Origin of the sequence: Paraburkholderia sp. J12 (genome assembly GCF_905220215.1) — a bacterium.
Lineage (GTDB): Bacteria > Pseudomonadota > Gammaproteobacteria > Burkholderiales > Burkholderiaceae > Paraburkholderia.
This window is the reverse complement of record NZ_CAJMZC010000029.1, coordinates 1-12,497: the sequence shown is the minus strand read 5'-3', so window position 1 is coordinate 12,497 and position 12,497 is coordinate 1. Positions and strand designations below refer to the sequence as shown.

The 12,497-nt window shown below is 65.5% G+C and carries 10 protein-coding genes and 1 pseudogene; 9 read left to right on the top strand and 2 right to left on the bottom strand.

The window, feature by feature from the left end:
- Nucleotides 1-184 precede the first annotated feature (184 nt).
- From U5760_RS30950 to U5760_RS30940, 3 genes are all read left to right on the top strand, one after another.
- Entirely contained in the window at nucleotides 185-751 is a 567-nt protein-coding gene (locus tag U5760_RS30950) for an acyloxyacyl hydrolase (RefSeq protein ID WP_322016126.1), read from the top strand.
- A 39-nt stretch (nucleotides 752-790) separates the two neighbouring features.
- Nucleotides 791-1,111, top strand: coding sequence for a DUF190 domain-containing protein (locus U5760_RS30945; protein WP_322016112.1), 321 nt, complete (start codon nucleotides 791-793; stop codon nucleotides 1,109-1,111).
- Nucleotides 1,112-1,251: 140 nt separating this feature from the next.
- Nucleotides 1,252-2,106, top strand: a complete 855-nt coding sequence (locus tag U5760_RS30940; RefSeq protein WP_322016111.1) for a 3-hydroxybutyryl-CoA dehydrogenase — start codon at nucleotides 1,252-1,254, stop codon at nucleotides 2,104-2,106.
- A gap of 31 nt (nucleotides 2,107-2,137) precedes the next feature.
- Here U5760_RS30940 and U5760_RS30935 read toward each other — a convergent pair whose 3' ends face one another.
- Nucleotides 2,138-3,199, bottom strand: coding sequence for an aldose epimerase family protein (locus U5760_RS30935; RefSeq protein ID WP_322016110.1), 1,062 nt, complete (start codon nucleotides 3,197-3,199; stop codon nucleotides 2,138-2,140).
- Nucleotides 3,200-3,269: 70 nt separating this feature from the next.
- Complete coding sequence (locus U5760_RS30930; RefSeq protein ID WP_322016109.1) at nucleotides 3,270-4,490, bottom strand: DNA-binding transcriptional regulator; 1,221 nt, start codon at nucleotides 4,488-4,490, stop codon at nucleotides 3,270-3,272.
- Nucleotides 4,491-4,757: 267 nt separating this feature from the next.
- On the opposite strand from U5760_RS30930, the gene xylA reads away from it, so the two are divergent.
- The 6 genes and pseudogenes from xylA to U5760_RS30900 form a co-directional block, all read left to right on the top strand.
- Nucleotides 4,758-6,080: a xylose isomerase gene (gene xylA / locus U5760_RS30925; RefSeq protein WP_322016108.1), complete on the top strand. Its 1,323-nt coding sequence runs from the start codon at nucleotides 4,758-4,760 to the stop codon at nucleotides 6,078-6,080.
- A gap of 52 nt (nucleotides 6,081-6,132) precedes the next feature.
- Nucleotides 6,133-7,623 (top strand): xylulokinase, encoded by a 1,491-nt coding sequence (gene xylB / locus U5760_RS30920; RefSeq protein ID WP_322016107.1) that lies wholly within the window; start codon nucleotides 6,133-6,135, stop codon nucleotides 7,621-7,623.
- Between the two features lie 188 nt (nucleotides 7,624-7,811).
- Nucleotides 7,812-8,840: a D-xylose ABC transporter substrate-binding protein gene (gene xylF, locus U5760_RS30915; protein WP_322016106.1), complete on the top strand. Its 1,029-nt coding sequence runs from the start codon at nucleotides 7,812-7,814 to the stop codon at nucleotides 8,838-8,840.
- 52 nt (nucleotides 8,841-8,892) lie between these two features.
- The gene (xylG, locus tag U5760_RS30910) at nucleotides 8,893-10,467 is read left to right on the top strand and encodes a D-xylose ABC transporter ATP-binding protein (RefSeq protein ID WP_415914210.1); all 1,575 of its coding nucleotides are present in this window, start codon (nucleotides 8,893-8,895) and stop codon (nucleotides 10,465-10,467) included.
- The gene (locus tag U5760_RS30905; protein ID WP_322016104.1) at nucleotides 10,464-11,663 is read left to right on the top strand and encodes a sugar ABC transporter permease; all 1,200 of its coding nucleotides are present in this window, start codon (nucleotides 10,464-10,466) and stop codon (nucleotides 11,661-11,663) included. The genes xylG and U5760_RS30905 overlap by 4 nt, the downstream gene beginning before the upstream one ends.
- A gap of 474 nt (nucleotides 11,664-12,137) precedes the next feature.
- Nucleotides 12,138-12,497: pseudogene (locus U5760_RS30900) on the top strand (Clp protease ClpC); the annotation flags it as partial.

Here is a 12,497-nt window from a genome sequence, read left to right as displayed (position 1 = left end):
GGGGACGTATCGCCCCTTACGCTCAGTGCGAACCATTGAAGCCGTGCACGACGGTCCGCGGCCATGCGGACTTGCGGCAACGAACGCTGTAGCCGGTCGCCCATGCGCGGGGCGGTGGAGGCAGCGGGCCGCACGGCTTCTGGCTCGCCGGCGTCGTGCAATGACGTTCGTATCGGGGACTTATATGGCAAAAAAGAAGTCGGTCTGGCAGGGGCGTAGTCTGCGTGGGGCGCTGGCGGCGTGCCTCGCGCTCGGAGCCGCCGGCGCGCACGCGGACCAGTTCGGCATACAGCTTGCGCCCGGCGTAGCCGATCACGATGTGAAGAAGCTGGATCTCGGCCTCGTCTGGGATCCGGGTCTGCAGTGGTGGCACTTCGCGGGCTTCCATTTCACGGTGGTCGGTGAAGCCCATGCTGCCTACTGGGATCTGCGGGCGTCGGACGCGGTGCACCCGAACATCTGGGAATTCGGCGTGACGCCGGTGTTTCGCATCATCAAGGACACGGGATGGTTCCGGCCGTTCTTCGAAGCCGGCGTGGGGGTGCGTATGCTCTCCCATGTGCGGCAGACGCCCGATCGCACGATGTCGTCGTCGTTCCAGTTTGCCGATATGGTGGGCGTGGGCGCGCAGTTCGGCGAACATCAGAACTATCAGGCCGGGTTTCGCTTTCAGCACCTCTCGAATGCGGATATCAAGGAGCCGAATCCCGGCATTGATTTCAGCGAGATCTATGTGCAGTACAACTTCTAGGATGCGTGGCACGGTGGCCGCGCCCGAGCAGGAGATTTCATGGCAACAGGCAGTCAACTCACGCTTTACGCAAGCCGCAACCTGAAACACGGTCATCGGTCCGCTATCGACTGGATACTGGAGGTCGCCAAAGCCTCGGGCGTGCATGGCGCGACCGTGATGGAAGGCAGCCAGGGCGTCGATGCGCATGGGCGCGTGCATGCCGCGCGCTTCTTCGAACTGGCGGACGAACCGGCCATGGTGGTCGTCGTGGCCGAAGACGCCACCATCGACGCCTTGCTGGCCACGCTCGGCCAGGGCGGTATCCCGCTCTTCTACACGCGTATGCCGCTCGAGTTCGGGCATATCGGCGGCCCCTGAGCACCCATCCGGCACGGAGGTCCGCCGCTTTTCCCTAACCCGCTACACTGTCTGCAGTTGATGCGGCGCAGCACGCGCCGCGGCCGGCATCCCGATATGCGACAGGCCGGCATCGCAGACCAGTGGAGCGAGGAAGCAGCATGGCAATCGAAACGGTAGGGATCGTGGGCGCGGGCACGATGGGCAACGGCATTGCGCAGGCGGTCGCGGTGGCCGGCCTGAAGGCGGTGATGATCGACGTGACCGACGCGGCGCTCGCCAGGGGCGTGGCGACGCTCACGCACAGCATGGAGCGGCTCGTCGCTAAGGGTAAGCTCGACGCGGCCGTGCGCGACGCCGCGCTCGCGCGCATCGAAACGTCCACCGACTATCAGCGTCTTGCCGCCGCGGACCTAGTGATCGAGGCCGCCACCGAGAACGCCGAACTCAAGACGCGCATTCTCAAGCAGATCGAAGCGGCCGCCCGGCCCGACGCGATCATCGCATCGAACACCTCGTCGATCTCGATCACGGCGCTCGCCACGACGCTGGCCGATCCGTCACGCTTCATCGGCATGCACTTCTTCAATCCGGTGCCGATGATGCCGCTCGTGGAAGTGATACGCGGTCTGCAGACGCGCGCGCAAGTGGCCGCGGATGTGCGCGAGCTCGCGCAGCGCCTCGAAAAGACGCCCATCGACGTAAAGAACGCGCCGGGCTTCGTGGTGAATCGCATCCTCGTGCCGATGATCAACGAGGCATTTTTCGTGCTGGCGGAAGGTATCGCGAGCGCCGAGGAGATCGACGCGGGCATGAAGCTGGGCGCGAATCACCCGATCGGGCCGCTGGCGCTCGCGGACCTGATCGGCCTCGACGTCTGTCTTTCGGTGATGGACGTGTTTCTCAAGGACTTCGGCGATTCGAAGTACCGCGCCTGTCCGTTGCTGCGCGAGATGGTCGCGGCAGGGCAACTGGGCCGCAAGACCGGCCGCGGTGTCTATCAGTACGACAAATGATGGGTGCTTGAACCGGGCTTCGAGCCTGGTTTCAGGCCCGCACGCCCACGCGATACCGCGTCGCCTGCCGGTAGGTCGCACCCGGGCGCAGCACCGCGGCTTCGTGTTCGGGCCCGGCCATGTTGATCTGGTTCGGGAAGCCGCCGGCTTCGAGGCACAGGCCGGCGTGGCGCACGCAAGGTGCGCTGTGGCGCCCCGGCATGCCCTCCAGATGGTTGCCCGTATAGCACTGCAGCCCGCGCTGGTCGGTGGTCACGACGAGTTCGCGTCCGCTCGCGGGCTCGTACACGCTGGCGACGGTGCGCGGCGCCGCGCCGGCTTCGCGCAAGAGATAGCAATGGTCGAAGCCGCCCGTGCGCGCAAGCTGCGCATGCGGCCAGTCGAGGCGCGCACCCAGCGGCGCGCCGTGGCGGAAGTCGAACGCGCTGCCCGACACATCCGCCACGCCCAGCGGAATCATCTGCGGATCGACTTCGAGAAAGGCATCGGCGTCGATCGTCAGCACATGGCCGCGGATATCCGCATGCGGCTCCCCCGAGAGATTGAAATACGGATGGCTCGTGAGATTGAGCGGCGTGGGCGCGTCGGTTTGCGCTTCGTAGTCGAGCGTGAGCGTGCCGTCTTCGTCGAGCGTGTAGCGCACCTGCACGCTCACATTGCCCGGAAATCCGCCGTCGCCCTCGGGCGAGTCGAGCCGCAGCGTGAGTGCGCCGTGGTCGTCCACCACTTGCCAGAGCGCGCGATGAAAACCATGGATGCCGCCGTGCAGCAGGTTGTTCTTCTCGTTGCGATCGAGCGTGTAGTCGATGCCGTCGAGCGTGAAGCGTGCGCCGCCAATGCGGTTTGCCCAGCGTCCGATCAGCGCGCCCATATAGGTGGTGCCCTCGTAATAGGCCTCGGGCGTGTCGTGGCCCAGCAGGATATCGGCGAGGCGTCCGGCGCGGTCGGGCGCGAACCAGGAGACCAGGGTCGCGCCGAGATCGCTGATCGTCACTTTCATGCCCTGCGCGTTGCGCAGCGTGTAAAGCCGGACGGGGTCGCCGCCGGGCAGGGTACCCCAGGGTTCGGAAGGCAGACGGGCGAGGCTGTTCATGGAGCGCAGTTCGGTAAATGTCGTGGGCGGCCGGGGCCGGCGCATGGGTTTCGGATTTCGGTGACGGACTTCAGGTTCGCGCTACGGCGTCGGTCGTCGGTGTGCCTGGCGCGACGCTGTCCTGATACTCGCGCGGCGTGCAGCCGAGTTCGCGCTTGAACACCGCGTACATATATTGCACCGAGGTGAAGCCGCAGCGGATGGCCACCTCGGCACTCGCGGCGTCGCGATTCGCGAGCATGGCCTTCGCGGCATCGAGCTTGTGGCGCAGGATTTCCTGGTGCACCGTGCAATGGCGCTCGCGCCGGAAATACTCCTCGAGCGAAGAGCGCGAAATGCCGACGTAATCGGCTACCTGCTCGGTCTTGATGCCCTGGCATGCGTACTGGCGAATGAAGTGCCGCGCGCGCATCACATGCGGGCTCGAAAGCGGTTCGTGTTTTGTCGATTCCAGCACGTTGATGCCCACGGGCGGCACCAGAATGCGGCGCCCCGGAAAACGCGCGCCGCGCAACATCTGGTGCAGCAGGTGCGCGGCCGTCTTGCCCATTTCCCCGGTGCCCTGGATCACGGACGAGAGGGGAATGCGGGTGAGCGCACGCATGAGCGGATCGTTGTCGATCCCGATGATGGCCACCTGCTCCGGCACCGCAATGCCGTGGATGAGGCACGCCTGGAGCAGATGGCGCGCCCGCGCATCGGTCACGGCGATCACGCCCACGGGCTTGGGCAAGCCGTGCAGCCATTCGCTCAACTGCTCGATGGCCTGGTTCCAGGCCGGGGCGCTCGTCGCGAGCCCGCGATACACGGGCGCGTCGAGCCCTTCGTCGCGCGCGAGCTTCTGGAACGCGAGTTCGCGCTCCTGCGCCCAGCGGTTCTCCTGCGCGGCGGGCAGGCTGTACATCGCGAGATGCGGCAGTCCCGCGCCGATCAGATGGGTCCATGCGAGCGAGACGAGCTTGGCGTTGTCGGTGGCGATATACGGCACGTCGGGCGGGTACTGCGTGGGCTCCTCGAACGACGAGCCCACGGCCACGACCGGCAGCGGGCAGCCGGCGAGCGCCTCGGCCACGGCCGGATCGTCGAAGTCCGCGATGATGCCGTCGCCGTCGAAGCGCTCGATGCCCGCGAGGCGGCACCGGAAGTCCTCCTCCAGAAAGAGGTCCCACGCCACGCGCGTGGAACTCAGGTATTGGCCGATGCCCGCGATGATTTCGCGGTCGTAGACCTTGTTCGCGTTGAAGAGCAGCGCGATGCGGTGCGACGTCTGGGAAGCGGGGGCGCGGTTCATGAGGTGTCGGGGCCGTGTGCGCGGCGGGCGGTGTCTCGTCCTGGTTCTTGTGGTCCGGCGTATTCAGTATGCGATTAAAGCGTGAGATTAAAGCGTGCGATTATTTTAGGCCGAGAGGGCGCCGCGCGTGCGGCTCCTGCGTCGGGCTGGCAGGAAACATTAGCCGGCTCCCGCAATTTCGCAATTGCCGCGCTTTGGTCGCGGCGGGCAGTATGGCGTCACACAGAACGGCGCGCGTCGTTGCGCCGCAACATGACTGGAGACGCCATGTCGTATTTCGAATCCATTCCCGCCGTCCGCTACGAAGGTCCGCAGTCGGACAATCCGCTCGCTTTCCATTACTACGACCGCTCGAAGAAGGTGCTCGGCAAGACGATGGAAGAGCATCTGCGCGTAGCGGTATGTTACTGGCACACGTTCGTGTGGCCCGGTATCGACATTTTCGGTCAGGGCACGTTCCAGCGCCCGTGGCATCAACCCGGCGACGCCATGGAGCGTGCGCGCCAGAAGGCCGATGCCGCATTCGAATTCTTCTCGAAGCTCGGCACGCCGTTCTACACTTTCCACGATACCGACGTCGCCCCCGAGGGCAAGGATCTGAAGGACTACACAGAAAATTTCGCGCGCATGGTCGATTACCTCGGCGAGCGCCAGCAGGCAAGCGGCGTGAAATTGCTGTGGGGCACCGCCAACCTCTTTTCGAATCCGCGCTACGCGGCAGGCGCCGCGACCAACCCGAATCCCGAAGTCTTCGCCTATGCGGCGACCCAGGTGTGTCACGCCCTCGACGCCACGCGCAGGCTGGGCGGTGAAAACTACGTGCTGTGGGGGGGGCGCGAAGGCTACGAAACCCTGCTCAATACCGACCTCGTTCGCGAGCGCGAACAGTTCGCGCGCTTTCTTTCGATGGTAGTGGAGCACAAGCACCGCACGGGCTTCACGGGCACGCTGCTGATCGAGCCGAAGCCCCAGGAGCCCACCAAACATCAGTACGACTACGACGTGGCGACGGTGCACGGCTTTCTCACGCAATACGGCCTGCAAAACGAAATCCGCGTGAATATCGAGGCGAATCACGCAACGCTCGCGGGCCACTCGTTCTATCACGAGATCGCCATGGCCTACGCACTGGGCGTGTTCGGCAGCGTGGATGCCAACCGCGGCGACCAGCAAAACGGCTGGGATACCGACCAGTTTCCGAACAGCGTGGAAGAGCTCACGCTGGCGTTCTACGAAATCCTGCGCCACGGCGGCTTTACGACCGGCGGCATGAACTTCGACGCGAAGGTGCGCCGCCAGAGCGTCGATCCGGAAGATCTGTTCTACGGGCACGTCGGCGCGATCGACGTGCTGGCGATCGCGCTCGAGCGTGCCGCCGTGCTGTTCGAAAACGAACGACTCGACCTGTTGCGCAAGCAACGTTATGCCGGCTGGGATACGGAGTTCGGCCGCAAGATTCTGGCAGGGGGCTATTCGCTTTCGTCGCTTGCCGCAGATGCCACTGCACATGGCGTCAACCCGCATCACGTGAGCGGACAGCAGGAGCGGCTCGAAAACATCGTCAATCAGGCGATCTACGGGCTGCGCTGAACCCAAAGCAAAGAAAACAGCGCGCGTACACGCGGCTGACAAGGATGGAGACATGTTCATCGGAATCGACCTCGGCACGTCCGGCGTCAAGGCCGTGCTGCTGGACCGCGCAGGCGACGTGCTCGGCAGCGCGAGTGCGCCGCTTACGGCGAGCCGGCCGCACCCCCGCTGGTCCGAACAGGCGCCGCGGGACTGGTGGGACGCGACGCGCACCGCGTTACGTGCGCTGATTGCGCAAGCCGCGGGTGTCGGTATCGAGGCCGCACGGATCGAAGCCATCGGACTCACGGGGCAGATGCACGGCGCCACGCTGCTCGATGCGAACGGTGAGGTGCTGCGCCCGGCCATCCTGTGGAACGACGGCCGGTCCGATGCCGAATGTATCGAACTCGAGCGCGCGGTGCCCGAACTGCATGAAGTGGCGGGCAACCTGGCCATGCCGGGTTTCACGGCGCCCAAGCTGCTGTGGGTACGCAAGCACGAACCCGAGGTGTTCGCGCGCATTGCACGCGTGTTGCTGCCCAAGGACTATCTGCGCTATCTGCTCACGGGCGATTTCGCTACCGACGCCTCGGACGCAGCCGGCACGCTCTGGCTCGACATTGCGAAGCGCGACTATAGCGATGCCTTGCTGGCTGCATGCGGACTGACGCGCGAGCAGATGCCGCGCGTGTTCGAGGGCAATCAGATCACCGGCACGCTGCTGCCTGACGTGGCGCGCGAATTCGGCCTGCGCGAAGTGCCGGTGGTGGCGGGTGGCGGCGACAACGCAGCGGGCGCGGTCGGCGTGGGCATCGTGCGCCCCGGCGACGCCATGCTTTCGCTCGGCACCTCGGGTGTGTATTTCGCAGTCTCGGACGGTTTCCGCGCCAATCCCGATTCGGCCGTGCACAGCTTCTGCCACGCACTGCCGCACACCTGGCACCTCATGTCGGTGATGCTGAACGCCGCCAGTTGCCTCGACTTCACCGCACACCTGACCGGCTACGAGAGCGTAGCGGCGCTGCTGACGGATGCCGAGGCCAACGCGAACCAGGAGAACGACGCCCGGCGGCCGTGGTTTCTGCCGTATCTGAGTGGGGAGCGCACGCCGCACAACAATGTCAACGCCAAGGGCGTCTTCTATGGCATGACGCCCCAGACCTCGCGCGCCGATCTCGCGAACGCGACGCTCGAAGGCGTGGGTTTCGCGTTGCTCGACGGCATGGATGCGTTGCACGCCGCCGGGCTCGTGCCGGATTCGATCACTGTGATCGGCGGCGGGTCGCGCAGCGCGTACTGGACGCAGATGCTCGCCGATATCAGTGGCCGCCCGCTCACGCTGCGCGCGGGCGGGGAGGTGGGGCCCGCACTGGGCGCCGCCCGCCTCGCCCACCTCGCGCTCGAACCGGATGCGGCGCTCGAAACCGTGTGCCCGCAGCCGCCAGTTATCGCAGTGCGCGAGCCCGATGCCACGCGCCATGCCTGGTATCGCGAGGCGCGCCGTCCCACGTTTCACTTGCTCTACCGTGCATTAGAACCGGTTTTTGCAACCGGCGCCTGACTGTACCGGCGCCGGTTACGCAAGAAGCCACGCGACCGTACGAGTCGCGGGTAAATAGTAGTCCTGTTGATTTGACGTCACGTCGTGCGCACGGATGCACGTTCGCGCGCATGCGTTTCGCAACCCTGGCAGTGCCGCTTTACCGCACAGTGCGCAAGCGGCCTTCGACCATCAAGAGGAGTGGAGACATGAAATTCGCCAAACGTCGTTCGGTTCTGGGTTCGCTCATATGCGGGGCCGTGCTCGCGAGTCTCTCGCTTGCCGCGCCGCTCGCGCATGCGAGCAAGGATCATCCCGAGATCGGCTTCTGCATCGACGACCTGCGCGTCGAACGCTGGTCGCGCGATCGCGACTACTTCGTCGCCGCCGCGCAGAAGATGGGGGCAACCGTTTCGGTGCAGTCGGCCGACGCCAGCGAGGAGCGCCAGATCTCGCAGATCGAGAACCTGATCTCGCGCGGCGTGGATGTGATCGTCATCGTGCCGTTCAATTCGAAGACGCTGGGCAACGTGGTGGCCGAGGCGAAGAAGGCCGGCATCAAGGTCATCTCGTACGACCGCCTGATCCTCGATGCCGATATCGACGCCTATATCTCCTTCGACAACGAGAAGGTGGGCGAACTGCAGGCGCAGGGCGTCTATAACGCGCAGCCGAAGGGCAATTACTTCCTGCTGGGCGGCGCGCCGACCGACAACAACGCCAAGATGCTGCGTGAAGGCCAGATGAAGGTCCTCAAGCCCGCGATCGACCGCGGCGACATCAAGGTGGTGGGCCAGCAGTGGGTGCCGGAATGGAGCGCTTCCACGGCGCTGCGCATCATGGAAGACGCGCTCACGGCGAACAACAACAAGATCGACGCGGTCGTGGCCTCGAACGACGGCACGGCGGGCGGCGCGATCCAGGCGCTCGCCGCGCAGCATCTTGCGGGCAAGGTGCCGGTCTCGGGCCAGGACGCCGACCTCGCGGCCGTGCGGCGCGTGATCGCGGGCACGCAGACGATGACGGTGTACAAGCCGCTCAAGCTGATCGCGAGCGAGGCCGCGAAGCTCGCGGTGCAACTCGCGAAGGGCGAGACGCCGGCGTATAACGCGCAATACGACAACGGCAAGAAGAAGGTCGATACGGTCCTGCTGCAGCCCACGCTGCTCACGAAGAGCAACGTCGATATCGTGGTCAAGGACGGCTTCTATACGCAGCAACAGCTGGCAAGCCAGTAACGTCGGGCGGCCCGCGTGGGCGGCGTGCTGGCGGCGCCGCGCACCGGGCCCTTTGCAGCGAGGCGCAAAGCGTATGACCGAACCATTGCTGACGATGCGCGGCATCGTCAAGTCTTTCGCGGGCGTCAAGGCGCTCGACGGCATCGACCTCACCGTGCGGCCCGGCGAATGCGTGGGCCTGTGCGGCGAGAACGGTGCCGGCAAATCGACGCTCATGAAGGTACTCTCGGGCGTGTATCCGCACGGCACCTGGGACGGCGAGATCCGCTGGGAGGGCGCGCCGCTCAAAGCATCGAGCGTGCGCGACACCGAGCGCGCGGGCATCGTCATCATCCACCAGGAGCTGATGCTCGTGCCCGAGCTGACGGTGGCCGAAAACATCTTCCTCGGCAACGAAATCACGCTGCCGGGCGGGCGCATGAACTACGCGGCGATGTACCGGCGCGCGGACGAACTGCTGCGCGAGCTGAAGATCGACGCGATCAACGTCGCACAGCCGGTAATGAACTACGGCGGCGGCCACCAGCAACTGATCGAGATTGCCAAGGCGCTCAACAAGCGCGCGAAGCTCCTGATACTCGACGAGCCTTCGTCGTCGCTCACCGCGGCGGAGACGAAGATCCTGCTCGACATCGTGCGCGACCTGAAGCGTCGCGGCGTGGCCTGCGTGTACATCTCGCACAAGCTCGACGAGGTCGAGGCGGTGTGCGATACCGTCACCGTGATCCGCGACGGCAAACACGTGGCCACCGAGCCGATGGCCTCGCTCACCACCGAGCGCATCATCGCCATGATGGTGGGGCGCGAGATCCGCAATCTCTTTCCGCGCGAGCCGCACGAGATCGGCGAGGTGATGTTCGAAGCCCGCAACGTGACCTGCTACGACGTGACGAACCCGCGCCGCAAGCGCGTGGACGACGTGTCGTTCGCGGTGCGCCGCGGCGAGATTCTGGGCGTGGCGGGCCTCGTGGGCGCCGGGCGCACCGAGACCATGCAGGCGATCTTCGGCGCGTATCCGGGTACCTGCTCGGCGACGGTCCTGCTGGAGGGCAAGCCCCTGAAGATCCGCTCGCCGCTCGACGCGATCCGCGCGGGCATCGCGATGGTGCCCGAGGACCGCAAGCGCCACGGCATCGTGCCGCAACTGGGCGTGGGTCACAACATCACGCTTTCGGTGCTGGAGCGTTATACGAAGGGCGGCCGCATCGACGCCGCCGCCGAACTCGACACGATCCGCACGGAAATGCAGCGGCTTTCGGTGCGCGCGGCCAACCCCATGCTCTCGATTGCGAGCCTCTCGGGCGGGAACCAGCAGAAAGCCGTGCTTACGAAGATGCTGCTGACCAACCCGAAGGTGCTGATTCTCGACGAGCCTACCCGCGGCGTGGACGTGGGCGCCAAGTACGAAATCTACAAGCTGATGTTCGAGCTCGCCAAACGCGGCGTGGCGATCGTGATGGTGTCCTCCGAATTGCCGGAGGTGCTTGGCATCAGCGATCGTGTGCTGGTGATCGGCGAGGGCGAGTTGCGCGGCGATTTCGTGAACGTTGACCTCACGCAGGAACACATACTCGGCGCGGCGATCCAGAGCGCGCGCCGCCAACCTGAAAGAGCGAGTGCAGCATGACCCCCGACGTCACGACCCAACCCGCGCGCGAAGATTCGCCGCATGGCGGCAGCGGTTTCTCCATGCGCTTTCAGCAACTGTTCGCGCGCTACAAGATCCTCGCGCTGCTCATCGCCGTGGCCGCCATCTGGGCGTTCTTCTCGGTGCTCACGCACGGTGCGTTCATCACGCCGCGCAACGTCTCGAACCTGCTGCGGCAGATGTCGATCACCGGCATGCTCGCGTGCGGCATGGTGTTCGTCATCATCGCCGGCGAGATCGATCTTTCGGTGGGCTCGCTGCTGGGGCTGCTCGGCGGCGTGGCGGCCATTCTCGACGCCAATCGCGGCTGGCCCATTGCCGCGACCGTGCCCGCGGTGCTCGCGCTCGGCGTGGTGGTGGGGCTCTTCAACGGCTGGTGGTCCACGTACCGGCGCGTGCCGTCGTTTATCGTGGGGCTCGGCGGCATGCTGGCGTATCGCGGCATTCTGCTCGGCATTACCGGGGGATCGACCATCGCGCCGGTGTCGGACAACTTCGTGTTCATCGGCCAGGGCTATTTGCCGCGCTTCGTGGGCGATACCCTCGCGGTCGTGCTGTTTGCGCTGCTCGCGCTTCTCACGGTGCGCCAGCGGGCGAACCGGCGCCGCTACCAGTTGCCCGTGGTGCCGGTCTGGCAGGACGGTGTGAAGATCGCGGGCGCGGGCGCGCTCGTGCTGGCGTTCGTGGTGATGCTCGACAGCTATGGCGGCATTCCGGTGCCGGTGCTGTTGCTCCTCGCCTTGCTCGGCATCTTTAGCTGGATCGCCACGCAAACCGTGTTCGGACGCCGCATCTATGCCGTGGGTTCGAATCTGGAAGCGACGCGTCTTTCCGGCGTCAACACGAACCGCGTGAAGCTCGCCATCTTCGCGCTCATGGGGCTCATGTGCGCGTTCGGCGGCATCGTCAACACGGCGCGTCTCGCGGCCGGTTCGCCCTCGGCGGGCACCATGGGCGAACTCGATGCCATCGCGGCGTGCTTCATCGGCGGCACTTCGATGCGCGGCGGTTCGGGCACGGTTTATGGCGCGCTCATCGGCGCGCTCGTGATGGCGAGCCTCGACAACGGCATGTCCATGCTCGACGTGGATGCTTACTGGCAGATGATCGTGAAGGGCGGCATTCTCGTGCTGGCCGTGTGGGTGGATGTGGTGTCGGGGTCGAACCGGCGGTGATGGTGCGGCTGTGCCATATCGAGGCCGTATTAGCGTCACGATTGCAAACGAGTCACGTATGAGGTATCGATAGCGGCCATTTCGTGTCAAACGTGCCTTGTGTGCCATAGGTGCCATACCTGCGGGGCCGCCCGCTGTTCGTCTTGTGTTCGCCTTGTGTTCTCCTCGCGCGCTTCGACGCTCACGCGCGAGCGCGCACTCCGGGCGGGACCTGTGTCCCACCCATTTTTCTCGTGCACGTAAGCGTGTTGCACATAGCGCGCGAGCCTCGCCGATTCCTGCCACAATGGTTTCGACCTCCGCTGTCCGGTTCATGCGCACGCGCGCAAGCCCGCCGCCGGCGCGAGGCTCGTCCGCCGCAGCGCCGCGTTGCTCGCGCCGCCTGCCGCTCTGTCGCTTTTCCGGCGCACCTTCGTGTCGCGCCGAGCTTCACGGCTGCGTGCCGTGCGGCTCCGAACTGGAGACAAGTCGACCATGCCAGCCCTATGTGAAATCTGTAATGCCCGGCCCGCCGTTGCACGCGTGACTGTCGTGCAAAACGGCGAGCGCAAGTCCATGTCGATCTGCGACTACGACTACCGGCAATTGATGCGTCATCAAAGCATGCTCAACCCGTTCGATTCGCTGCTGGGTGGCGGCGGATTGTCGCGCTTCTTCGGCGGCATGGGCGGCGAGGGCGATCACGACGACGGCGGCGCAGGCCTCGCCGCCGAGGTGCCGCGCGAATCCGTCGATGCCACCGACGCGTTCAGCGAGCAGACGATGGAGTTGCTGCAACGCGCCGCGGAGAAGGCGCACGAACTGCACCGCAACGAACTCGACACGGAACATCTG

Coding starts and splice junctions, on each gene's coding strand:
- U5760_RS30950 (WP_322016126.1), top strand. CDS start 185: ATGGCAAAAAAGAAGTCGGTCTGGCAGGGGCGTAGTCTGCGTGGGGCG.
- U5760_RS30945 (WP_322016112.1), top strand. CDS start 791: ATGGCAACAGGCAGTCAACTCACGCTTTACGCAAGCCGCAACCTGAAA.
- U5760_RS30940 (WP_322016111.1), top strand. CDS start 1,252: ATGGCAATCGAAACGGTAGGGATCGTGGGCGCGGGCACGATGGGCAAC.
- U5760_RS30935 (WP_322016110.1), bottom strand. CDS start 3,199: ATGAACAGCCTCGCCCGTCTGCCTTCCGAACCCTGGGGTACCCTGCCC.
- U5760_RS30930 (WP_322016109.1), bottom strand. CDS start 4,490: ATGAACCGCGCCCCCGCTTCCCAGACGTCGCACCGCATCGCGCTGCTC.
- xylA (WP_322016108.1), top strand. CDS start 4,758: ATGTCGTATTTCGAATCCATTCCCGCCGTCCGCTACGAAGGTCCGCAG.
- xylB (WP_322016107.1), top strand. CDS start 6,133: ATGTTCATCGGAATCGACCTCGGCACGTCCGGCGTCAAGGCCGTGCTG.
- xylF (WP_322016106.1), top strand. CDS start 7,812: ATGAAATTCGCCAAACGTCGTTCGGTTCTGGGTTCGCTCATATGCGGG.
- U5760_RS30905 (WP_322016104.1), top strand. CDS start 10,464: ATGACCCCCGACGTCACGACCCAACCCGCGCGCGAAGATTCGCCGCAT.